Raw genomic sequence first — 23160 nt, 5'->3', positions numbered from 1 at the left:
AACAACACCTTAATATTATCTATTTCACTTATGACTAAAAATACCATAAGCTTTTTTCATAAGCAATCGAATTTATGAAAGGTGGCTGCAGCATGAAAATACCGATATCAGTAATGCGTGGAGGAACCAGCAAAGGGATTTTTATCGATTTTGAGAATATGCCCGTGGACCGTGCTCGTTGGGATGGTTTTCTATTGGATATCATGGGAAGCCCGGATCAACGGCAAATCGATGGGCTCGGAGGCGGCAATTCATTGACCAGTAAAGCCGCCATTATCAAAAAGTCCGAGATTCCGGACATTGATGTGGAGTATACGTTTGCGCAAGTGAGCATCGAAAATCAATTGGTCGATTTCCGCGGCAATTGCGGCAATATTTCTTCTGCAGTCGGCCCTTACGCCATCGAGCAAGGGCTCGTGCCGGCAGTGGCGCCGATGACGACCGTCAAAATTTTCAATACCAATACGCAAAAAGTGATCATCGCTGAAGTCGAAGTCGAACACGGGCAGGTGAAAACGGAAGGCGAATGTGAAATTCCCGGCGTCCCGGGCACCGGCTCGCCCATCTATTTATCTTTCACCGATGCGCAAGGCGCCGTCACAGGCAAGCTCTTCCCGACTGGCCAGCCGGTCGATCACGTGACGACCGCTTTCGGCACGATTGCCGTCTCGATTATCGATGTGGCCAATCCCTTGGTGTTCGTCAATGCGCAAGATGTGGGGTTGACTGGCTCTGAACTGCCTGCCGATTTCACCCCGCAAATGCTCGATCAGCTCGAGGAAATCCGCTCAGCTGCGGCAGAATTATGCGGGTTCTGTTCGAAAGATGAAGCGACAATCAAATCCCCGGCGGTGCCGAAGCTGACACTCGTCGCTCCGCCCGCCGCTTACTCGGACGTCAACGGCATTCGCCGTGAAGCCGGCACCATGGATTGCCGGATCCGGATGATGTCCATGCAAAAACCGCATCAGGCATTGGCCATAACCGGCGCGATCTGCACAACAGCGGGCGCCTTCTTGCAAGATACCATCCTGAACGACTTGATCCGGATCGATGCCAATATCGTGCGCCTTGGCCATCCATCCGGCATCATCGAAACGAAAGTCGACCTTATCGCCGGGCATATCAGCAATATCAAAGCCGTCCGGACCGCACGCCTCATCTTGGAAGGCTACGTCCATACAAAAGGCAACTACCATCACGCAATATCTGCCGTCTAAAAAGGCTTCCCGGAAGATCATCTTCATGATCTCTTCGGGAAGCCCTTTTTGTGCGCTCTTGAAATGCCTCATTTTCAATTGTAGCCCTTCGTTAAGCAAGTCTGGAAGCGACTGGCTATAAAGATGTGATGCTGTCGTCTTCCATGAGGTAATTGTGGTGCAAGCCGAGTTGGTCCTGCAAATGCTGCTCGACACGCATGGCGTCGTATGCACACACCGCAATCAAATTGTGCTCCGTGATCAACAGGTCTACCCGCTCTTCGTACGACAAAAGCGCTTCTTCCAAGCCGTCACGCGTGTTCCATTCGATATGCCCCCAAGTCCGAAAATGGCGAACCGGCAATGCTGAGACGTCGAAATTTTCCTGGAAATATTCGACGATCGTGCTTGGATGAAAATTTCCTTTATGCCAATAAAGCTTGTAACTATCGAAAAAATAAACCTTGTCCAGTTCTTCAGCCGTCAAAACCGATTGAAGCCGTTTCTGGATTAGAGGGGTCAAACGCTTATTTTCCACAATCAAGACATGCTCGTTGCTCTTTAAACCGTCTAATATGAAAACGACAATATTATCAACATAGTGCTTAGTTTCTTTCGTCAGATAGAAGATATGGCCGCCGGAACTGTTTCTGACCTTTAATGTAAGTGCCGGTATTTTTTGTTTCATGTTCCACTTCCTTTTCTCGTTCTTATCCGTTCGTTCACCTGATCGTGTCGTTGTGGACATTCAATAGAAAATCATGGTGTTTTGTAGCATCCAGAGCCGCTTCTTCCGAATGTGTGTTCTGTAGTTGACCCAAAATATATCATATTTTGGGACTGGGCTAAAGCGGTTTCTTCGATTTACTTGAAAACCTATTGAATTATCTTCCTAACGGATGCACCGACAGGGAATCCAGAAGCTTGCAACGAGCTTCTGCTGCACTTATTCGCTAGCTGAAAAAACTGCCCTGGAAGATCGTGTTTTGATCTTCCAGGGCAGTTTGAGGCATTTAATACTATGAATATGCTTATGATTTGAAAACCAAACCTTCACACCGCTTGAATTCAGCTCATATTGTTCAATTGGGAAACTAGGATTCTGTCATTTTTCGTCCGTTTCCCATACATAATAGACAAAATGCATGTCCTGGCCATTCATGTTAAATTCCTCTTCCCCCATACCCTTTTCCTGAAATCCGTTTTTCACCAATATTTTTTGAGAGCCGCGGTTAACGTTCGTGGTTTTTCCGTGTATTTTCCTCAATCCTAAATCGGCATCAAGCAAGAGTTTCAAGGCACGGCTTCCGATGCCCTGTCCGCCGTATTTTGCCCCAATCCGAAATCCGATTTCAGCTGTTTGATGGCGCTTGTCAATATCCACCAAGTTGATTCTCCCGAGAATGTCCCCTGCATCGTTTTTGATCAGGTAGAAGCGAGCAAGTCCCGCTTGTTGTTCTTTCAACAACTCCCGATGCCTCAAAACAAACTGTTCGAAGACGTAGAAGTCATCCCCACGGCCAGGCACCAGCCGCTCGAAAAACTCCCGGTTCTCCAACTCGAACTGGAACAATGCTGCTGCATCTTTTTCGTGGAGCAAGTGCAAGGTGATTTCCATACGTTCACCTCCTCTATAAACTGCTCATTAGTATGATTTTATTAATGCTGCCAGCTCTCTGTCTGGCTTTCAGTTTAGCCATTTTCACTTTTGGTGATGTCCCAGTGAAATTATAGACACTTAATAAACCAAATCTATTCCAAGTAGCTTTCCAGCTCTTCTTTTTGACGCAGATGGTGGCGAGAGTGCATTTCCACCAAATTCAGCCATTCTCCCGCGTTCAGCCAGCCGAATCCGCCATGCTTTGCTTTGCGCTCTGGATGGATTTCATCCACTTGCGATTCCCAGTACTCCAGCCTTTGAATTAATTTTTCCATCCTGTCGATCAGCTCTTCCTGGCTGTCTGAATTATTGGGAGGAGCATTCATTTCGTCCGGTAATCTAATTTTGATGGGCGGGAATCCTTTGGTATGAAATAACTCCTTGCCAGCAAGGGTTTTCTCTAAGTGACCTTGCTCTTGTGCTTCCGAACAAACAGCGGCTTGGTCGAGATACTCATGCGCCACGACGATGATATGGTCATACATTTGCCCGATCGACCATACGCCTTTTTCGGGAATGCTCCGCAACTGTTCCGGTGAATAAGTAGTGAGGTCTTGTTTGAATTTAGAAAGAATGTCTTTGCCATTCATGTAATTCCTCCTCGAAATTCCACTTTCTTTGTATTATTCTTAACGCATATAGATATATTTAAAGGCTTGCCCCGTTCTCCAACGCTTCCTCGAAGTTCCCTATTTCCGATGCTGCCAAGGCTTTCAATTCACCCGCCAATGTCGCGAGCCGATCTTCAATCTGCCTTTTGTTGCCGTAGCGGATGCGCGCTTCTTCCGGCAGGTTTCCCGACAATAAATGAAACTGGCTATAGGCGGTTTCCAGCAGCTGCAGCAATTGCTCGCCCCTGACTTCAGCCTGAACCCGGCTATCGCCGGCGCTATAGCCGGCCAGAAATCCATCCGCAATACCCTTTAAATTATCTGCACAATCAGCAAACCGGTGCTTCCCATAACGCTCGGTATCCGATAGCGCGATAAAAAACGTGTCGTAAAGGTTCATGAAGTTCCCGGCCATTCCCCTCGGGTAATAAATATTCGGGAACGGATCAATCAGGCAAACCTGCGTTCCGTTTATCAAGATGTTTTCAGGCGAAGCGTCTTGATTGCTCAGGCGCGGCTGGGTGAATCCTCGCTCCCTCAGCGCCACTGCCAAGTTCAGCGCATCGTTCACCGCAGCGTCCTGAAACTCAGGACGCGCTTCGCTGAGTTCCCGGTAATCCGACAAATGCTCTTCACTTTCTTCTTTCAGGAATTGGCGGACATCTCCGGTGATGCTGCCTCTCAGCCCGCTTTCCTCTGTCCAATGCAAATAGCCGAAACCGTCCAAGCCGTGCGGAATCTCTTCCGTTTTCCGGTAAATCTCACCGAGCGCCTTTCCGGCCTCAATCGCTTGTGCTCGTGTCAGTTCATGCAAATCGATAGGCTTTCCGGCGAACGATTCGAGCGTATAGCTCAATTGTTCAGAAACATGGAACTGGAAAAACTCCGGTGCAGCGCCTTTTACTGCTTGATTGACCGAATGATAGTAAAGTTTTGTCGAGGCGTATTCAGCGGTCAATTCTTCTTCGTTAAATTCAGCCGGCTTGCCGTAAACGATGTCCTTTGGGATTCGCAAGACCAGTCCGCGGCCCTCTTTTTCGACTTTCCATGCATCATGCCAAGCCCCGTCCCCTAAAAATTCCGGAGATGTCACTTCAGCGTAGAGGACCGCTTTTTGCAATTTCGCTTTATTCATGTAATGACCTGCTTCCCGTTCCAAAGATTTTCCGTACTAAATCATAAGCTTTGTTTCTACTATATCCATTATTTTCTTTCGCCGCCATTTGTTTTCCAATTATTTAGCGTATAATGAAATCAATCCATCCTGAAGACAAATTCCCCAAGCTTTGTCTTCCCTACGAAAGGAACATCCGGCGTGACGATCAGTCCAATCTAAGTTATCTCCTGCACTAGAAGTCATTTACGAAATTGACTCTTGGGGGATTCATCATGAAACTGAATAGAAACTTTCATTTATTGCTGGCGGGACAGTCGCTTGCGAATATTGGCGACGTGCTTTATATCGTCAGCGTCATTTACCTGATTTTCGAATTGACCGGTTCCGCCACGGCTGCCGCTTTGGTGCCGTTCGTCATCACCAGTTCGATGTTCGTCTCGAACACCTTAACGCCGCTCTTCATGCAGCGCGTTGATTTAAAATGGCTGCTTGCGGGCTCGCAAATGGGCAAGACTAGCTTGTTGATTGCCTTAGCCCTATTTCTGCCGCAGTTAACCACGGCCAATTTCACCGTGCTGTTTTTACTGATCAGTTTGGTGGCGCTTTTGGACGGTTGCGCCAATCCAGTCACACAGGCCTTGATTCCGAATTACGTAAAAAGTGAGCAGCTGTTGAAGGCGAACGGCATCGCCGAGACCGTTACGCAGCTAATCCAGACCTCGATGTGGTTTGTCGGCAGTTCCTTATTGATTTGGCTCGCTGCCATCGAACTGGCCTGGCTGACAGCAGGGTTGTTCTTGCTTTCAACCCTGTTGTTGAGCAGCTTGTCTCGAGTCGACAGCACTCCGCCGCAACCCAAAAACAAATGGCAGCAGATCACCAAAGGCTGGCACACCGTCTCAAAGACGCCGGTATTAAAGCGCATTGCGATGATGGAGATGCTTGAGACGATTGCCGGCGCCGTGTGGATCGCTGCGATTTTGTATGTCTTTGTCAGCGAAGCACTCGCAGTCGATGAAAAATGGTGGGGCTTTATCAACGGTTCGTTCTTTATCGGTTTGATCGCAGGAAGCCTCATTTGCCTGCGATTTACAGAATGGGTCGAACGCAATCTCAGCCGTTTCATCCTCACCGGGGCGATTTTCAGCAGCGCGGCGACTGTGCTGTTCGGGTTGAACAGCATGCCGCTCGTGGCGCTTCTATTATCCGTTCTGGTCGGCGTCTTTAGCCAGCTGAAAAATATCCCGCAGCAGACCGTTGTGCAGACGAGTGTGCCAAAAGAGCAGTTGCCGACCGTGTTCACGACGCTCGGGGCGATCGGCATGGGCACATTCGGCGTTTCCTCGCTGCTGATGGGGATACTGGCCGATTTGTTCGGCATCCGCTCAGTCTTTGTCTTGTCTGGCCTTTTGCTCGCTATCGCCAGTTGGATTGCATATGTTGGCCGCAGCTCCTTTCAACGCACGGTCCAGGAATAGACGTATATACGAAAAAGGACAGCCGGATGATTTCGGCTGTCCCTTTATATGTTCTGTGATTTAATTAAACGCACCCAGATAAACCGAATTCCCGTTACCACTCTCAAACTCCTGGATCCAGCGGCGGATGCCTTTCGGATAAATCCGGTGCTCCAATAAGCCCTGGATTTCCACCCATTCAAAGCCGGTTTGCTGCGTATCGGGGTTCGACGGTGCGGCCGATTGCAAGTCCCCCTGCAACAGGCACTCAAAATAATATTCGATCTGGTGAATGCCGCGCTCGGTCTCGGCATATTCGTGGCGCTCGCCTATGTATTCGCGGATGTGGATCAGGCTTTTCACTTCAACGGCGCAGCCGATTTCTTCGAGACATTCACGGACGGCCGCTTCCGGCAAAGTCTCGCCGAGCTCCTGCCCGCCGCCGGGGAAAAGATAATAGCTGCCTTCTGCGTCTTCATTGGTCGTCAGCAATACTTTGCCGTCTTTGACAATGATCGCTTTCGCGGAATTTCTAATGGCCAAGGTGTCCACTCCCTTGCCGTTCCTGCATCCCAAGAGACAGGCGTACGCGAACTGCCTGTTCTGTCGCGGACTTGATATAGCCGGTAATTTCTTCAACTGTATATATCTCCAAGTCCTGGCTTGAAGATAGCTTCGGTGAGTGGAAATCGACAAGCGTCTCTTCGGTGAATTCCCGCAAGTTATTGAGTTCGATTTCTTCTATAAGAGTCTCGGAAAGTTCGGCGGATGCCAATTGTTGTTCCAGTCCTGCGCAATCAAATCGGTCAACGAGCAGACCGTTAAGCTTCCGGAAATCCGCATGCCATTTTTCGAGCACTGCCGGGTCGGCATCGATGCGGCTTTTCATGTCTTTTTTGAAATAGATGTCTTTCATCCACACATCATCCGCCACTAAATGCACCACATACCCAAGAATGAATTCGTCCTGAATCTCTTTCTGGTATTTCTCTATGAAGCCTTCGTAATGCACGCGTCTTGTCCCATCGTCTACGCTGCCCTCGTAATAATGAGACTTGGTTTTTTGCTCTCTTCCGTGAACTGCATCCGGTGCAATGCCACCCAAGAGAAACCGCGGCCGGTCGGAAATGTTGATTTTTTCCGCTACGTGCTCGGCAATGATCAAATGCATCATGCGTGATCCCATTTCGACTTCCCCCTTCTAGCTTCAGTTATTCAGCGCTTCTTTCACTGCTGCCTCAACATGGATTTTTGCCGTATCAAACAGCAGTATTTCTAATAGTCATTTCTCTCTCCCGTCCTCCACCAATTTAATTTACTTGTGCTGTTAAAATAATTCTTTAATTTTCAAGATCTATCGAACATACTGAAAAAAACGTTTTAAAATCATCCGCTTCAAAGGCACAAACTTTTGTGAAGAGATTTCGGTTCCCAAAAAAGGGAGGATACACTATGCAACATGATACGATTTACAAAAAAGACGGAAAATCAATCATCGCCAACCATTACGACAGCTATTTATCAAACTTTGGGTGCGAGATCGAGCAGACCAATGTGAAGACAAGTTTTGGCGATACCCACGTGCTTGTTGCCGGGCCGCCGGAAGGAAAACCTGTTATTGTTTTTCAAGGCGGCAATTGTATCAACCCGATGACCTTGTCTTGGTTTTTGCCGCTCATTAAGACTTATCGCATCTATGCGCCAGACACCATCGGACATCCTGGATACAGTGACGAAAGGCGAATTTCAGCAAAAGATGACAGCTTTGCAAAGTGGGCAACGGAACTTATGGATCATTTCTCCATCGAGCGCGCTGCAGTGGTCGGACCGTCTTATGGAGCGGGAATTATCTTGAGGCTCGCGACTTTTTCTCCTGAGCGAATTGCCTGTTCGGTGCTTGTCTCACCGGCTGGTCTTCGTCTCGGTTCTAAATCAAAGATGGTTAAAGACATCTTATTCCCTTTAGGCATGTATAAGCTCACCAAATCCGAAAAGCACCTCATCAAGCTTACCGATAGAATGTCTGATGGACTTATGCAAGAGCAAGATAGAAGAATAATTGGCGATGTATTTAATTATGTTCGCTTGGAACAGGACATGCCTAAATTAACAACAAAAAAAGAATTATCAAATTACCATTCGCCTACCTTGGTCATTGCCGGAACTAAAGATGTCTTTTTCCCGGAAAGTAAAGTAAAGAAAGCAGCGGAAGAAGTCATTCCCAATCTTTCAACTTTCAAGACTTACGAAATGGGTCACTTCCCTTCTATAAACCACCTCTCAGATATTAATGAAGACATTTTGCTGTTTTTAAAAAATCATTATTGAGTCTCACTTTATTCTAAAGCGCTCTCCACCGCTGCTCGCGCATGAATCTTTGCCGTATCAAACAGCGGCACATTTGCGTCTTCTTCGTGTATCAACAAGCCGATTTCCGTACAGCCAAGAATGATACCCTGTGCTCCGCGATTGATGAGGTTTTGGATGGCTTGTTGGTATTTCATTTTTGACAAGTGGCTGATTTTCCCTAAGCACAATTCGTCAAAAATGATTTGGTTGATCATGTCGCGTTCTGCAGCTTCCGGAATCAACACTTCGATACCGCTGTCTGCAATGCGTTCTTTGTAGAAATCCTGCTCCATCGTGTACTTGGTGCCGAGCAACCCTACCGTATGGAGATGGTTTGCATCGATCTCTTTTGCGGTCGCATCTGCGATATGCAAAACCGGCACCGAGACAGCTTCTTCTATAGAAGAAATCACTTTGTGCATCGTGTTCGTGCACAAGACGATCAGCTCCGCACCGCCCTTTTCAAGCGCACGGGCAACATCCGCCAATCGCTCGCCTGCTTGTTGCCATTTCCCTTCTGACTGAAAGCGTTCAATCTCCTCGAAGTCCACACTGTACATCAAGCATTCAGCCGAATGCAGGCCGCCCAAATGCTGTTTCACTTGCTCATTAAGCAGCCGGTAATATTCCGCTGACGATTCCCAGCTCATCCCGCCAATCAACCCGATCGTTTTCATCGTAGCCCCCCTTAATCAACGAATCCATTGCTCCATGATTTCCACTCGTTTTTCCGTTGCATTCAATGTGACGGTTTTGCCGATTGGCATCGCAAGCATCGGCTGGGTATGCGCACAGTCAAAATCGGCAAGAATCGGCAACTCGCGGCCTCCCAGCACTTCCAGCAAAATCTCGTACGGTTTTCTGCCGGTTCCTTGATCGTCGAATAATTCATGCTTGCCCAAAATGATTCCCGCTACTTTATCGAAAATACCGTTGAGCTTCAGCAAATTGAAGTTCTTCTCCACGACAGCGGCCGTTTTCATCGTATCTTCCAACAACAAAATATCACCGCTTTCAATCACCGGCATATACGGGCTTCCCATGATGCCGGCCATCGTATTCAAATTTCCGCCGACCAAGCGTCCCGTCACCTTGCCTTGTGTCACACTCACCCACTCGTTATTTCTCATTTCCTTTTCCTGTTTTTTTTCTTCCCAATTCACCGGTTCATCCGTCCAATATGGCGGCAATTCCACTGCATACGGAAGGGCTTGCTCATGCATCAATACTTTTTCGAAATAATCATATGTATAATCCACGAACGGTTCATGTTCACCGAAAGACGGTACCAGCGCCGGGCCGTAAAACACCGGAATGCCGGTCTTGGCATAGATGGCGAGCAGCACAGCCGTCGCGTCCGAGTAACCGATCATGATTTTCGGATCTTTTTTAAACGCTTCGTAATCAATATACGGCAACAGCGCATTGGAATTCGTGCCGCCGATCGTCGACATGATGCAGCGGACGTCCGGGTTGCGGATCAATTCATTCAGCTCTTCTGCCCGCTCCTGTGTCGTCCCCGATCGGTAGAAATCCCGCTTGCCTGTCAAGCTGCCCTCCACAATTTCAAAGCCTTTGGATTCTAGAAAACCTTTCGCCCGTTTAAAGCGCACCGGTGAATTATAAGTGATCGGAGACGACGGGGAATAAATCCCGATCTGGTCCACTGTTTTAAGTCGATTGAATATAGTCATGTACTTGCTCCTTTGCTTTTATTGACCTTCTGATGCTCTTCAACCCGGCTGCAAATCAGTTCGACGATCGCTTGCTCAGACATTTTCTCTGTCAGTAATTGTTCACCTGGCACACCCAAATCGTCTTTCGGGGTCCACCATTTTTTCAGCGATTCTTCCCCGAAGTCCTGAGATTGAGAACGTGTATTGTGGCGCTCCAGCGTTTTTTCGAATGGCAAATCAAAATAGTAGACCAATGCTTCTCCGTCATAAAACTTGATCAAGTCGAGCAGCAACCGTTCATAACGCTGCTTCATGAAGATCCCTTCCAAAATGACGATTGGGCATTTGCTTTTGCCATATTCCGTGATCTGCCGGATCAACTCTGTCGATAGGTTGCCGTCCCGGTCCTGCACCCTAAGCATGTCACGGCGAACTACATCTTGCGACACCAATAAGGTGCCCCGCCCGAAATGATCTTGCAGGCGTTTCGCTATCGTCGTTTTGCCGCTTGCAGAATTTCCTCGCAAAACAATTAGTTTTGTTTCCAATGTGATCACGCTCTCTCTAGCTCTGTTTTCAAGTCATTTTATTTTAGGAAACTTCCTATATCAATGAACTTGCCTAATAAACTACTATACTAAGCCAACAGCTTTCATCAATGGTTCAACTCAAAATGTGCTTCTTCCAACTCCAAAATCTCCACATCCGGATGCATTTCCGCAATCTTCTTGGCTAAGCTCGCTACGCCGAAGATTTCCGTGAAGGTGTGGCTGCCGACCAGTAGATTGATGCCAGCGAACTGCGCATACTGGATCGTGTAGAGCGTAGCTTCTCCGGTGACATACGTATCGCATCCTCTTTCAGCGGCCTCGCGGATCAATGCAGAGGAATGGCCCGCTCCGGTCAAGACGCCGATCCGTTTGACGGGCTCAGCATTATTTTGCCACGCGCGCACCGGTTCGTTTAAAGCGCTGCGCATTCTTTCAACCAATTGCTCGAACTCTAGAGGATCAGTAAATTCCGCGATGCCCGGAAGTTCGCCTTCCGATTCGCTATAAGTGGAGTAGGCATTGATTTCATCTACTTCCAATACCTTCATCAACGAGGTGCAGGTGCCAAAGTCCACGAAATCGAGCGGCGCATGGATCCAGAAATGGCTGATGTTATGAGCTGCCAGTTTAGCGGCACACGCTTCTTTCAAGCCGTAGATGAAATCCCAAGCATCATGATGCGTCACCATCAAATCGACGCCTTGTGCAATGGCCAGTTCTACGGTTTCAAGAGATAAATTGGTCGCATAGCCAATTTTGTGGATCTCCCCATCCGATATGTTCGTGAAGCCGTATTCGTCGTCTTCTTTCAGCAATTCCTCGCCGAACAATTGCCGGATCGTTTTCTCAAAATCACTTAGTTTCATCCTAAAAGCCTCACTATTCTGTTTTTTCTTGATTTTACCATATTTAACTCCTTAGATAATATTGGCCGTTGGATTTCTTTAAGAGATTGTCGCTTTGAAACGCTTTGTTTTGACATATCGAATAGTATCGATATAAGATAGCCCCATGGAAAATTTAAATGTTATTGATATCTTTAAAGCATTGTCGAATGAAACCCGTTTGAACATCTTAAAATGGCTGCGGGAACCGGAGAAGAATTTCCCTGCACAGCAAGCGCATTTGCCCAAGGAGGTCAGCATCGAAGGCGGCGTCTGTGTCGGCGATATTCAAGAAAAAGTGAATTTGTCCCAATCCACCGTGTCGCATTATTTATCGCTCATGCAAAAAGCTGGGTTGCTTGAGGCTGTGCGCTATGGGCAATGGACGTATTACAGGCGCAATGAGGAGACATTAGCGAAGGTCGCAAAATTCATCAACGAGGAAGTTTGAGACCGGGCTCGTCTCTTTTTTTGATTTCTTATATCGATAATCTTAGATATTTCTATATTACAATAAACTGATTTTCCACATGCATTACATAGAGGAGTAGATTGTTATGGAAACAGCTTCACCACCAGAATTATTCACTACGAAACAGAAAGTATTGGCGTTCACCTTGACCTTATTGACCTTCGTCATGGGCACGAGTGAATTCGTTATTGTCGGCCTGCTCGCCGAAGTATCGGCGGACTTGAATATCAGCTTGGCAGTTGCCGGGACGCTTGTGTCAGGATTTGCGATTGCTTATGCTATCGGAACCCCGTTTTTGACCGCTTTTGTCAGCCGCTTTCCCAAATATCCACTGATGCTAACCTTGATCTCGATCTTCACGGCCGGAAATATCCTCAGCGCATTATCCGGATCGTATGAATTGCTGATTTTCTCGCGCATCATTACAGCCGTCGTCAGCGGTGTCTTGGTCGCTTTATCGATGAGCATCGCCAGTGACATCATGCCGGAAAGCAAAAAAGGCCCCATCATCGCGCTGATTTTCGCCGGCTTCACCATCTCCAATGTCATCGGCGTCCCGCTCGGCACACTCATCGGCCAGCTCGGCAATTGGCAGCTGACGTTTTGGTTTACGACCTTGCTCGGCATCATCAGCTTAGTGATGGCCATCTTTATCCTGCCGCGCAAATTGAAAGTCGTTAAAGCCTCCGCTAAGGACCAGCTTGCATTGTTGGCCAATCCACGGATGATTTTGGCTTTCTTTATCCCGACCTTCTCCATCGCCGGCACCTATACGATTTACACATATATCACGCCGATCTTAGAAGACGGCATGGGCATCCCGACACGCTACGTGAGTGCCGTCCTGCTCGCATACGGCGCTTTTTCAATTCTCAGCAATGTATTGGCCGGCAAAATCGCCGGGCGCAACGGCGTCCGCAAGCTGCGCTATGTGTTCATCGTGCAGGCGGTCATTTTGGCTTCGCTTTATTTCACGATGGGTACAACTTTCGCAGGGCTCGTCAGTCTCATGCTGATGGCGGTCATGATTTACGCGATGAACGCCACCATCCAAATGTATTTGATGAACTTGGCTACAATCTATTCGCCCGCAGCCAAAGATTTCGCTTCGTCGCTGACGCCTGTCGCTGTCAATATCGGCATCGCACTCGGTGCAACACTCGGCGGCTACGCGGTCGCACAGGGCGGCTATATTCACCTGTCTTGGGTCGGCGCATTGTGCGCCTTGCTCGCATCGGGACTTGCGTTTCTCAGCACCCGCTTGGACCGGGCGGATGAATTTTCCACAGCACGTGCAAAGGCCGGCCTCGAGCAGTAAGCAAACCCGCATTTGATAAAATTTCGAGCTGTAGGCGAAGTCTTTTTTCGCCATGCGAAATGTTTTTTCTTGACCTCAAATCCCCACTTCTATAGGGTTAGATGCAGAAACATGAGGGGCTACCCTACTGACTGGACGTTTAAACTGGAGTTTTTATGAAAACTTGAATAACATTAAGTTGCACGTAAAGGGAAATGACTCTATACATCAAAGATGACTGGCAGGGTCCCCCCAGAAGTTGGGGAGGAACGTAAGATGAACGAAAACAAAAGAATGTCGACGCATGATTCATTGAAAGCCGTCTCCTATAAACTATTTCAAGTGATCAGTGAGGAACTGGACGTTAATAGCGCTTATGTGACGCAGCTAGGTTCGGCCGCATTAGAAGTCATTAGTTCCTTCAATAAAGACCATTACCTTATTCCGGAAGGCTTTGTGGTGGATTATGATGGTGCTTACTGCCGGTTAATCTTCCAAAGCGACCACGAAGTGGTGAAAACAAATGATTTAAGTTCTTTTGCATTAACAAAACATATGGACTTGACGAAAGAGCTTGAAGGAAAAGGCTTTCTTGGCGTGACGCTGCGCGATTTTTACGGCGAAGTGTTTGGTGCCTTATGCGTTATGGACAAAGAAGAAAAAGATTTTACCGACAACGACATCCAGTTTCTCAGGCAAATGGCGGACGTGCTGTCTTATGTGATCCATCTGGATTCTACCTTGGCAGACATTGAACTATTGAGCGTGCCGATCATCCCGATCAAAAAAGGGTTGGCAATCTTATCGCTTCAAGGAAATATCGATGAAAACCGCTCCCAGAAAATCATGGAAGACACTTTGCATTACGCGGCCGATAAAGGCATCCATTCCTTTGTTATTGACCTTTCCCAATTGCGCTTGTTGGAGAATCAATTTCCCGATGTCCTGAAAAGCCTGGTCGCAGGATTGGACATCATGGGTGTTAAAGTAATGATGACCGGCCTGCCGCCTTGGCTTGTGCAAAGGCCGGGCGTCAGCGAACACTTGTCACAGTTAAAAACCGAGTATGTCGCCGACATTGAATCGGCGTTGAATAAAATCGGCTATACGTTAGAAAAATAAAAGGAAGCGAAAAGCCCATGGGCTTTTCGCTTCCTTTTGTTCTGGGCGGAAATGCAAACACTCACTTAATGTTAGTGTTAGTTTCCCTTTAAAAATTAAAATTGTCCGGGTCCGGGCCGACGCGGCGGTCTTCGTTCAATGCCGAAATCCGCTCCATGTCTTCCTCCGTTAATTCAAAATCGAACACTTGGGAGTTTTCCACAATGCGCCCTTCGTTGGTCGACTTCGGAATGGCCACGACGCCGTTTTGCAGATTCCAGCGCAAAATGACCTGTGCAACTGATTTATCATACTTAGACGCGATTTTTTTCAGCTCCGGCTGCTCAAGCGCTTCTCCTGCCATGAGCGGCGACCACGATTCCGCCTGGATATCGTGTTCGCGGCAGAATGCGAGCAGCTTCTCTTGCGTCAAGCGCGGGTGATACTCGATTTGGTTGACGACCGGTTTGATGTCTGCGTCTTCCATCAGGTCTTCTAAATGATGGATCTGGAAATTGCTGACGCCAATCGCGATGACCTGCCCGTCCATATAGAGATGTTCGAGCGCTTTCCACGCTTCTTTGTATTTGCCTTCAACGGGCCAGTGGAGCAAGTACAAGTCCAGATACTCCAGCCCCAATTTCTTCAGGCTTGTCCCATAAGCTTGGATGCCGGACGTGTAGCCGAAATCGTCGTTCCATAGTTTTGAAGTGATGAACAAGTCTTCCCTCGAGATCCCCGCCGCTTTGATTCCCTGGCGGATGCCTTCCCCGACGCTTTCTTCGTTCCCGTAAATGGCCGCAGTGTCGATGCTGCGGTAGCCGTTGACGATGGCCGTTTTGACGGCTTCAGTCGCTTCAGGGCCGTTTTCTACACGGAATACGCCAAGGCCAAGCCAGGGCATCTCGCTTCCGTTATTTAACGTGACAGTCGCTTGCAAATTTTTCATGTATGAATCCTCCTATATTCGTTAATCAGGCAATACATTTACTATACCCGTTACACCGAAAAACTATCTCGCATGAATGAAGTGACACTAAGGAAGCTCATTTCAATTTCATCCGGATCTGGTTTTATTATTCAAGAATACAAAAATAAACCCACTCTTTACTATACTAAAGTTTTAAGCCCAATGAATAGTTTCGTTTCGAGACAAATGTGGTATTCTAATAAAAAATAGCTTTATTTGGATATTTATGATGTCTTATGGTCTTAGTTAGATAAAATATTTTTCGTTTATGTAAGTCTTATGACCTTTCTTATAATTTCCATAAATTAACTTTTATTCCGTGAGAACTTTCGGTTTATGGTGGTTGATTTTATTAAGGAAATGGGTGTCTCGGCTATTTTTCTCTATTATTTTAATAATATCCCCATCAAAACCACTAAAGAAAGAGTGTGAGTCCCATCAATAATCTCATCAGTTCGTACAACCTCCCCCTTGTCGCCCTTTCCATCCTGGTCGCCGTCTTCTCCGCCTCTGTCGCGCTCGACATCAGCAGCCGCCTAAAATACGCCAAAAACGTATCACGCCTGCGCTGGATTACAGCTGGCGCCTTTATTTTGGGGCTCGGCATTTGGTCGATGCATTTCATCGGCATGCTGGCGTTTCATTTGCCGGTCGAAGTCTCTTATTACTTCGGCTTGGTGTTATTGTCGATCGTGCCGGCGGTCATTTCTTGCGCAATTGCGTTCTATCTTATCAGCAAGCCCTCCGTCACTTGGCGCAATCTGTTCACGGGCGCGTTCTTCATCAGCACGGGGATCGTGTCGATGCATTATCTGGGCATGGGCGCCATGCGCATGGATGCAATGATTTCCTACGATCCATTCATGTGGGCATTATCGGCACTGATCGCCTTTGCCGCTTCTTTTGTCGGCTTGGCATTGCTGTTCTATATTCCGAACGTGCCCAGGTTCCACTGGCGCAAGCTGGCGGGTGCGGTGTTAATCGGGTTCGCGGTCTCCGGCATGCATTATACCGGCATGGCTGCGGCGGATTTCTCCCAGATGGGTCACGCAGCAGGCCATAGTTCACCGTTTTCCGTCAATAGCACGCTGCTCGCCTATGGCATCGGTGGCGGCATGCTGCTGCTATTCGTTGTTGCACTTGCGAGCGTGCGGACGGACCGCCGGTTGGAAACACAATCGGAAGAATCCGAGATGAAGTTTCAATCGGTGATCGAATCGGCAAAAGATGCCATTATCGTGGCCGATTTTCAAGGTTTGGTCGTCCAGTGGAATCAAGGCGCTAAAGCCATTTTCGGCTATGAAAAGGAAGAGATCCTTGGACGCAATATCAATATCATCATTCCGGACCGCTTCAAGGAAGCGCATGAAAAAGGCATGGAAGCCTATCGCAAGACGCGTGAGCCCCATGTCATCGGCAGCACTGTCGAGTTGACGGGCTGCCGGAAAGATGGCAGCGAGTTCCAGCTTGAGATGTCGGTGGGCACATGGGAAACGGAAAACGGTATTTTCTTCAGCAGCATCCTCCGGGACATCACCGAGCGCAAAGCCTCTGAAGACAAAATCAACGACCTTGTCTATCTGGACCCGTTGACCGGCTTGCCGAACCGCCGTTTGTTTAACGACCGGCTGGATTCCTTGCTGCGTCACGCGGATGAACGCGGCTTGAATTTCTCGCTGTTTTATATGGATTTGGATAATTTCAAAATGATCAACGACCGGTTCGGGCATTCAGTCGGCGACCTCTTTTTAAAAAATGTCGCCAGCCGCCTAGAAGCCCAGATCAGCCCGAAAGATACGCTGTCGCGGCTTGGCGGCGATGAATTCATCCTGCTTTTGCCGAATACCGAATACAGCCAAGCGGCGGCCCGGGCACAAGATTTGATTGACGCCTTGAATACACCGTTCCGTTTTGAAAACGAAGAAATCTTCACGAGCGTTTCAGTCGGCATCAGCACCTATCCTTCTGACGGCAGTGACTCCGAGACTTTGGTCAAAAATGCGGATATCGCGATGTACCAGGCAAAAGAAGGAGGAAAAAACGCTTTCCAATTCTTCACGCGTGATATGAATGAATCAATCGCCCGAAAATCGAGACTGGCCACAGGTTTGCGGAAAGGCTTGGCACACGGCGAATTCGCCATCCATTACCAGCCGCAGATCAGCTTGAAAACCGACCAGATCATCGGTGTTGAAGCCTTGCTCAGGTGGAACCATCCCGAATGGGGAATGATCTCGCCTGCAGAGTTCATCCCAATTGCCGAAGAAACCGGGAGCATCACGAAAATCGGCGAATTCGTATTGGAAGAGGCGTGCCGGCAGAACAAATACTGGCAAGACTTAGGGATTGCCCCCTTCCGTGTAGCAGTCAATATTTCCGCGCGCCAGTTTGCGCAAAAGGATTTGACCGAAGTCGTCAGCATCGTCTTGAAAAAAACCGGTCTGGCTCCAGAATATCTGGAACTGGAATTGACGGAAACGATCATCCAGAATGCGGACAGCGCCATCTCTACCATGGAAGAACTGGCGGCGCTCGGCGTCCATTTATCGATTGACGATTTTGGCACCGGTTATTCCTCACTCAGCTATTTGAAGCTATTCCCGATCGACAGCTTGAAGATCGACCAGCATTTCACCCGCAACATCAAAAGCGATTCAAAAGATGCGGCACTTGTTAAAACCATCATCCGCATGGCGCACGATCTGGAATTGAACGTCATCGCTGAGGGCGTGGAAACGGAAGAGCAGCTGGACTTTTTGAGATCCGAACAGTGCAACCAGGCACAAGGCTATTACTTTAACCGCCCGTTGCCCGCTCAAGACATTGAAGATATCTACTATACGACGAAGCCGGCTTGAAGGGTTTTTTGAAAGAATTTTCCATTATCCCATAAAGAAGCGAGGACATGCTGCACACGGCAGCGTCTCCTCGCTTCTTTTTATTGTATTTACTCCTCTTCCCAATTCCACAATTCCACTTGCCCCAGCTGCTCACCGGACACCATGGCTTCCTCCTCGAGCTTCAATAATTCCTTGACCGGGCCAGTGACCACAGCGCCGTAAACCCTAAAGCCGTTTTCTTCTATATACTCATAGCGTTCATTCAAAAAACTCAAGCCTAAAAACCCTTCATAATAAGAAGCAGGCTTTTTGTCGAGCAAAGTTTCCATATTGGCCGTCATCATCTGTTTACTGTCTTGCAGTGTTTCGGAATCAAGCCGGTAGATAGAAGAAAAGGACCGGAAATCGTCGGAAGCGGTTTGCCCACCCGTCAGGCCGAAGACGGTATTCACCGACAGATCGTCACCGCCGCCTCCCCAACTGCCCGGCGTGAACGCTTCAAATTCACCCGTATGCAATGGTATCCATAGAACATCAATATCATAAGATTCCAATTGCGCGATCAACTCTTCAGGCGTCATGAAGCGGTCTGTCGAAAAGGCCATTTCCGCTACGGTCCCTTCGTGCAGCTTGTCTAGGGTGTCCCAAACATCAGGCTGGCCGTAAGCTTCCAGTGAATTACCATTGCGCGGGTCTTCCGGATAGAAAAAGAAAAAACGATCGAGTTCATCCCTTGAAGGGGTTTGGTACTCGATGGACGACAGGCTGTTTACTAAGCGTTTCGTCACCTGCGCTTCCCCTACGACTATTTCCTCTTTGCCTACTGTCCTAACCAAAGGATAGGAAAATCCAGTGGTCCCGAATGGAGAGATTTCTTCTTCTTCGAAGCCAAATGCCCCGCGGACATTGGGCACAGTCCACTCCAAGGCGAGTTTCGTATAGTATTCATTTTCTTCTGCCGCTTGCAGCCTATCCGTAATAAATGCCAAAGCGATCATATAGGCCCCGTATAGTAGAACCCCAAGCATCAATATGCGGAGAATGCGAACGGTTAAAACAAAACGGGATTTCTTCAGTATTTTCTTTTCCAATGCTTCATTCCATTCTGTCATCGTGCCACCCTTTCTGTTTTGCAATTGTTTCGAGTTTTTTCCGCGCACGATGGAGCGTGACCTTGACTTGATCCACTGACAGATCCATCGCTGTTGCTATTTCAGCATAACTAAATTCCGCCGCTTCCCTTAAGTACAGGATCGTCCGGTAATGTTCCGGCAAATAATTGAACAAGGCGTGCAAATCGTCCTTCCGCTCTTGCGCCAAAGCCTCATTTTCCGGCAATCCGTATGGGCTGATCATCTCTTCAGCCGGCTTGAATCTATTCATCAAAGGGATATTTTGCCTTCTTTTGCGTTTGCGCCATTCATCAATGTACATATTGCGCGCCACCTTGAAAAGCCACGCCCGCGCTTCTTCTCCTTGATAGGCGTGAAGCGAGATCGTTGCCCTGACGAATGTTTCTTGGGTCAGATCTTCGGCCAGGTGGGAAGAACCTGATAACTTCCAAAGATAATAATAAAGGGGTTTTGAATACAGTTTAAAAAGCTGTTCGAGCTGTTGGTTTTTCATCGTCTCCCCCTTATCAATCTCTACCGTTTACACGTTTGCCTTTCAATAATGTTACAGTTTTCTTGAAATAATTTGTAAAAAGAATTTCACGACTCTTCCACTAACTGGATAAATCAGTTCTATTCCCCCATATAAAATTGTGTTGACTTTCCGAAATAGAGGCGTATATTTTAGCTTACATAACACAATCCGCCTTTTACATTGCTGAAACAGAATGAATTTCTGTGCGGGGGAACCAATTTGATCGCTACTTGATCTCGGGGTGAATCTTCATTTTGAAGAAGGGGTACTCTCCATCCGTAATCCGACAGCTAAGCCCGTAAGCGCAGAAAAGACAGAAAAGGTTTTATCTCAGGCCGTTTCTCTGAAATGGTTTTTATGCTCAAAATCAAGCGAAAAGAGTGGCAGAAAATTGAGATGGATATCGTGCGATAAGAGTTTCGAGTCTAAACTGAAGAAGAGTGGGCGAAGCACATGAACAAATCCTATCTATTAAAGAAAATTCATATGTCGCCGCCGCAAGTGCTGTCGATCACCTTTTTGGTGGCCATCTTCTTCGGGGCGATCCTGCTGTATTTGCCTGTATCAACGACGGCGCCGATTTCTTTTTTGGATGCGTTATTTACAGCTACTTCCGCAACCACAGTGACCGGCCTTGCCGTTCTCAGCACAGGAAACGATTTTACGCTGTTCGGCCAAACTGTCATCATGGTGCTCATGCAAATCGGCGGTCTTGGCTTGATGACGTTCGCCGTATTGATCGTCATGCTGCTGGGGAAAAAAATCGGCTTGAGGGGACGAATCCTCATCCAGCAATCGTTCAACCAGTATTCACTCGGCGGCATGATCCGCCTCGTGCGCATCATCTTGCTTTTCACGTTTGGTATCGAAGCGATCGCCGCTGCCTTTCTGGCCGTTCGCTGGGTGCCCGAATACGGCTGGGGCTTCGGCCTCTTCACCAGTGTTTTCCACTCCGTTTCTGCATTCAATAACGCCGGATTTTCGCTATGGGATGATTCCTTGAGCGCGTATGTCGGGGACCCTGCCGTTAATATCATCATCACCCTGCTGTTCATCACGGGCGGCATCGGATTCACTGTTCTCTACGATATGTGGGGCGCCAAGGAATTCCGGCAATTGTCGCTGCATTCGAAAATCATGCTGACGGGGACACTCGCCGTCAATCTCTTCGCCATGCTGTTTCTGTTCGTGTCGGAGTATGGCAATATGGAGACGCTCGGTTCGATGCCGCTCGGCGATAAGCTATGGGCTTCGTATTTCCAGGCCGTCACGCCGCGTACTGCAGGATTTAATTCCATCGATATCGGCAGCATGGAAACCGGTTCGATCGTGCTCATTTCTCTCTTGATGTTTATCGGGGCGGGCAGTGCATCGACGGGGAGCGGCATCAAGCTCACCACGTTCCTGGTCATCATCTTAGTGACCGCTTCCTACCTGAACGGGAAAAAAGAAGCAGTCATTTTCAACCGCGCGATTCCTTCGCATTTGCTCGAACGGTCTCTAGCGATTGTGTTTATCAGCATGACCGCTATCTTTGCCGGCATTTTGGTCTTGAGCTATACAGAAAATGCACCTTTCGAGTGGATCGTTTTTGAAGCTTTCTCCGCGTTTGGGACAGTCGGCTTATCGATGGGATTGACCGGTGAACTTTCCGTTATCGGAAAAATCGTTATCATGATCTTAATGTTTATTGGCCGCATCGGCCCTGTCACCTTGGCGTTCGCCCTGGCGCGCCAGCATAAAGAACCGATTCGCCACCCCAAAGGCGATATCTTTACCGGTTAACCTTGAATTTATCCAAATGAAAAGCTGCACCCCCAAATTGGGAGGTGCAGCTTTTTTAGCTTCTTAAAAACCCGCCTTCCGAATGAATCACTTGCCCGGTAATCCAACCACCTTCTTCGCTGGCCAAAAACGCGATTAAGTTCGCCGCATCTTCCGGTTTCCCGATGCGCCCCAAGCCGAATTTCGGCCGCAAATAATCCCTGATCTCCTCATCCATCCAATGGGTGTCGGTCGGCCCTGGATTGACGGCGTTCACGGTGATGCCCAGTTCTGCGACTTCTGCGGACAAAGAGGAAGTGAATGCTGAAATGGCGCCTTTTGTTGCCGCATACGCCAAGTTTCCGGGCATCGGCCCCTGCTCCTGTCCGGAGGTTAAATTGATGATGCGCCCATCGTTTCGCCCCATTCGTTGAAATCTTTGTGCGAATTGTGTGGATAATAGAAACGCCGCTCTCATGTTCACCATATAATGATCATCCAATATCTTGCCGGTCAGATCGAGATAGTTGGAGTCGATCGAATGCGCCGCGTTGTTGACAAGGATATTCGGGAATCCGATAGCATTCGATACATGTTCCAGTACAGCCGTCTCAGCTTGCGGCTGCGCGAAATCGCCCTCCATGACCTCACAGCGCACGCCAAGCTCCATGATTTCCGAACGGAAGCGCTCCGGAAAATCCGGCTCTGCTTGCCAGTAGGTAAAGAAAATATCCGTTTCTTGCTGTGCGAGTTTGCGGCAGACTGCTGCGCCGATGCCGGTATCGGTGCTGACGCCGGTGACCAGTGCCACGCTTTTTGATTTTGCCATCCTGAAAGCCTCCATTTAAGCAGTTTATTAAAGCAGCTTTGCCATATAATACTCATCCACATATCCATCGTTAATGAATAGTGAATCTTTCTTTATGCCTTCAATTTTGAACTCCATTTTCTCATACAAAGCCACGGCTGAAGCGTTTTCTGCTATCACTGTCAGTTCCAAGCGGTGCAGGTGGACGGATTTCGCCCAATCAATGACATGGGAAAACAGCGCTTTTCCGACTCCCTTGCCGCGGCTGTCACTGTGAACACCCGTTACCATATAAGCACGGTGTGAAATGCGCTCTGGGTTTTCATTTTGGACAATCACATACCCTAAAATCTGTTGTTCTTCGCATGCGATAAAAACGCCTGCTTTTTCTTTGGCATTCAAGCCATTGATAAACTTGGCAAACGGTTCGGGCGAAATTTCCCGCTCGCCCGGATTGAATAGCATATAGCCTGAACCCTCAGCGTTTTTGATGACTTGCACGATTTGTTCTGCGTCGCGGCTTTCGGCTTTTCGAACCTTGATCACCGTTGCTCACCCCTCTTCTGCAAAATTTAAACTTAAAGCGGATTATTTCCCGGGAAATCATCAATCATTGGATGTACTAATCTATAGGCAGTTGTCCCCTTCAACAAATGAACCGTTTAGTTAACTAAATTCTACCATTTACTGAATGCGATAGAATCCTGTTTTTCAAACCTTCTCCGATACTCTTTGGTTTAAATATTATTACCTAACA

At 48.0% G+C, this 23160-nt stretch carries 23 protein-coding genes and 1 riboswitch; of the genes, 8 read left to right on the top strand and 15 right to left on the bottom strand.

Annotation, left to right across the window (positions count from 1 at the left end; all coding sequences use genetic code 11):
• Nucleotides 1-92 precede the first annotated feature (92 nt).
• A complete protein-coding gene (locus tag AB9R92_RS10320) occupies nucleotides 93-1220 on the top strand; it encodes a 2-methylaconitate cis-trans isomerase PrpF family protein (RefSeq protein WP_370669366.1) in 1128 nt (375 codons plus the stop codon).
• Nucleotides 1221-1335: 115 nt separating this feature from the next.
• Here the strand turns inward: AB9R92_RS10320 and AB9R92_RS10315 are convergent, their stop codons facing one another.
• The 4 genes from AB9R92_RS10315 to AB9R92_RS10300 all read right to left on the bottom strand — a co-directional run bounded on the left by AB9R92_RS10315 (nucleotide 1336) and on the right by AB9R92_RS10300 (nucleotide 4605).
• Complete coding sequence (locus tag AB9R92_RS10315) at nucleotides 1336-1887, bottom strand: MEDS domain-containing protein (RefSeq protein WP_370669365.1); 552 nt, start codon at nucleotides 1885-1887, stop codon at nucleotides 1336-1338.
• Nucleotides 1888-2304: 417 nt separating this feature from the next.
• On the bottom strand, nucleotides 2305-2817 hold the full coding sequence (locus tag AB9R92_RS10310; protein ID WP_370669364.1) for a GNAT family N-acetyltransferase: 513 nt from the start codon (nucleotides 2815-2817) through the stop codon (nucleotides 2305-2307).
• A gap of 134 nt (nucleotides 2818-2951) precedes the next feature.
• Nucleotides 2952-3449, bottom strand: coding sequence for a DinB family protein (locus AB9R92_RS10305; protein ID WP_370669363.1), 498 nt, complete (start codon nucleotides 3447-3449; stop codon nucleotides 2952-2954).
• 58 nt (nucleotides 3450-3507) lie between these two features.
• Nucleotides 3508-4605 (bottom strand): hypothetical protein, encoded by a 1098-nt coding sequence (locus AB9R92_RS10300; RefSeq protein ID WP_370669362.1) that lies wholly within the window; start codon nucleotides 4603-4605, stop codon nucleotides 3508-3510.
• A gap of 254 nt (nucleotides 4606-4859) precedes the next feature.
• On the opposite strand from AB9R92_RS10300, the gene AB9R92_RS10295 reads away from it, so the two are divergent.
• Nucleotides 4860-6065 carry an MFS transporter gene (locus AB9R92_RS10295; RefSeq protein WP_370669361.1) on the top strand — a complete coding sequence of 402 codons (1206 nt, stop codon included), beginning with the start codon at nucleotides 4860-4862 and terminating at the stop codon, nucleotides 6063-6065.
• Between the two features lie 60 nt (nucleotides 6066-6125).
• Here AB9R92_RS10295 and AB9R92_RS10290 read toward each other — a convergent pair whose 3' ends face one another.
• Together AB9R92_RS10290 and AB9R92_RS10285 are read right to left on the bottom strand one after the other, a co-directional pair.
• Nucleotides 6126-6596 carry an NUDIX domain-containing protein gene (locus AB9R92_RS10290; RefSeq protein WP_370669360.1) on the bottom strand — a complete coding sequence of 157 codons (471 nt, stop codon included), beginning with the start codon at nucleotides 6594-6596 and terminating at the stop codon, nucleotides 6126-6128.
• On the bottom strand, nucleotides 6577-7230 hold the full coding sequence (locus AB9R92_RS10285) for a zinc dependent phospholipase C family protein (RefSeq protein WP_370669359.1): 654 nt from the start codon (nucleotides 7228-7230) through the stop codon (nucleotides 6577-6579). The genes AB9R92_RS10290 and AB9R92_RS10285 overlap by 20 nt, the downstream gene beginning before the upstream one ends.
• A 266-nt stretch (nucleotides 7231-7496) precedes the next feature.
• On the opposite strand from AB9R92_RS10285, the gene AB9R92_RS10280 reads away from it, so the two are divergent.
• Entirely contained in the window at nucleotides 7497-8372 is an 876-nt protein-coding gene (locus AB9R92_RS10280; RefSeq protein WP_370669358.1) for an alpha/beta fold hydrolase, read from the top strand.
• Between the two features lie 8 nt (nucleotides 8373-8380).
• Here the strand turns inward: AB9R92_RS10280 and AB9R92_RS10275 are convergent, their stop codons facing one another.
• The 4 genes from AB9R92_RS10275 to AB9R92_RS10260 form a co-directional block, all read right to left on the bottom strand.
• Entirely contained in the window at nucleotides 8381-9070 is a 690-nt protein-coding gene (locus AB9R92_RS10275) for an aspartate/glutamate racemase family protein (RefSeq protein ID WP_370669357.1), read from the bottom strand.
• Between the two features lie 15 nt (nucleotides 9071-9085).
• Nucleotides 9086-10087 carry a S66 family peptidase gene (locus tag AB9R92_RS10270; RefSeq protein WP_370669356.1) on the bottom strand — a complete coding sequence of 334 codons (1002 nt, stop codon included), beginning with the start codon at nucleotides 10085-10087 and terminating at the stop codon, nucleotides 9086-9088.
• Complete coding sequence (locus AB9R92_RS10265; protein WP_370669355.1) at nucleotides 10084-10617, bottom strand: kinase; 534 nt, start codon at nucleotides 10615-10617, stop codon at nucleotides 10084-10086. The genes AB9R92_RS10270 and AB9R92_RS10265 overlap by 4 nt, the downstream gene beginning before the upstream one ends.
• A 107-nt stretch (nucleotides 10618-10724) precedes the next feature.
• On the bottom strand, nucleotides 10725-11486 hold the full coding sequence (locus tag AB9R92_RS10260) for a Nif3-like dinuclear metal center hexameric protein (RefSeq protein WP_370669354.1): 762 nt from the start codon (nucleotides 11484-11486) through the stop codon (nucleotides 10725-10727).
• A 145-nt stretch (nucleotides 11487-11631) separates the two neighbouring features.
• Here AB9R92_RS10260 and AB9R92_RS10255 point away from each other — a divergent pair, with 145 nt between their 5' ends.
• From AB9R92_RS10255 to AB9R92_RS10245, 3 genes are all read left to right on the top strand, one after another.
• Nucleotides 11632-11955 (top strand): ArsR/SmtB family transcription factor, encoded by a 324-nt coding sequence (locus AB9R92_RS10255; RefSeq protein WP_370669353.1) that lies wholly within the window; start codon nucleotides 11632-11634, stop codon nucleotides 11953-11955.
• A 106-nt stretch (nucleotides 11956-12061) separates the two neighbouring features.
• On the top strand, nucleotides 12062-13294 hold the full coding sequence (locus AB9R92_RS10250) for an MFS transporter (protein ID WP_370669352.1): 1233 nt from the start codon (nucleotides 12062-12064) through the stop codon (nucleotides 13292-13294).
• A gap of 255 nt (nucleotides 13295-13549) precedes the next feature.
• Nucleotides 13550-14395, top strand: coding sequence for a GAF domain-containing protein (locus tag AB9R92_RS10245; RefSeq protein ID WP_370669351.1), 846 nt, complete (start codon nucleotides 13550-13552; stop codon nucleotides 14393-14395).
• Nucleotides 14396-14483: 88 nt separating this feature from the next.
• Here AB9R92_RS10245 and AB9R92_RS10240 read toward each other — a convergent pair whose 3' ends face one another.
• Entirely contained in the window at nucleotides 14484-15323 is an 840-nt protein-coding gene (locus AB9R92_RS10240) for an aldo/keto reductase (RefSeq protein ID WP_370669350.1), read from the bottom strand.
• Between the two features lie 449 nt (nucleotides 15324-15772).
• On the opposite strand from AB9R92_RS10240, the gene AB9R92_RS10235 reads away from it, so the two are divergent.
• A complete protein-coding gene (locus tag AB9R92_RS10235) occupies nucleotides 15773-18202 on the top strand; it encodes an EAL domain-containing protein (RefSeq protein WP_370669349.1) in 2430 nt (809 codons plus the stop codon).
• An 89-nt stretch (nucleotides 18203-18291) separates the two neighbouring features.
• Here AB9R92_RS10235 and AB9R92_RS10230 read toward each other — a convergent pair whose 3' ends face one another.
• Entirely contained in the window at nucleotides 18292-19296 is a 1005-nt protein-coding gene (locus AB9R92_RS10230; RefSeq protein WP_370669348.1) for an anti-sigma factor, read from the bottom strand.
• The gene (locus tag AB9R92_RS10225) at nucleotides 19280-19810 is read right to left on the bottom strand and encodes a sigma-70 family RNA polymerase sigma factor (protein ID WP_370669347.1); all 531 of its coding nucleotides are present in this window, start codon (nucleotides 19808-19810) and stop codon (nucleotides 19280-19282) included. The genes AB9R92_RS10230 and AB9R92_RS10225 overlap by 17 nt, the downstream gene beginning before the upstream one ends.
• A 192-nt stretch (nucleotides 19811-20002) precedes the next feature.
• A riboswitch (cyclic di-AMP (ydaO/yuaA leader) is annotated at nucleotides 20003-20151 on the top strand.
• A gap of 133 nt (nucleotides 20152-20284) precedes the next feature.
• Between AB9R92_RS10225 and AB9R92_RS10220 the strand changes: the two genes are divergently transcribed.
• Nucleotides 20285-21616 (top strand): TrkH family potassium uptake protein, encoded by a 1332-nt coding sequence (locus tag AB9R92_RS10220; protein ID WP_370669346.1) that lies wholly within the window; start codon nucleotides 20285-20287, stop codon nucleotides 21614-21616.
• 55 nt (nucleotides 21617-21671) lie between these two features.
• On the opposite strand, the gene AB9R92_RS10215 is transcribed toward AB9R92_RS10220, so the two are convergent.
• Together AB9R92_RS10215 and AB9R92_RS10210 are read right to left on the bottom strand one after the other, a co-directional pair.
• A complete protein-coding gene (locus AB9R92_RS10215) occupies nucleotides 21672-22424 on the bottom strand; it encodes an SDR family oxidoreductase (protein WP_370669345.1) in 753 nt (250 codons plus the stop codon).
• A gap of 27 nt (nucleotides 22425-22451) precedes the next feature.
• The gene (locus AB9R92_RS10210) at nucleotides 22452-22949 is read right to left on the bottom strand and encodes a GNAT family N-acetyltransferase (protein WP_370669344.1); all 498 of its coding nucleotides are present in this window, start codon (nucleotides 22947-22949) and stop codon (nucleotides 22452-22454) included.
• Between the last annotated feature and the right edge of the window lie 211 nt (nucleotides 22950-23160).

Origin of the sequence: Planococcus sp. SSTMD024 (genome assembly GCF_041320495.1) — a bacterium.
Classification (GTDB): domain Bacteria; phylum Bacillota; class Bacilli; order Bacillales_A; family Planococcaceae; genus Planococcus.
This window is presented reverse-complemented; position numbering and strand designations above follow the sequence as displayed.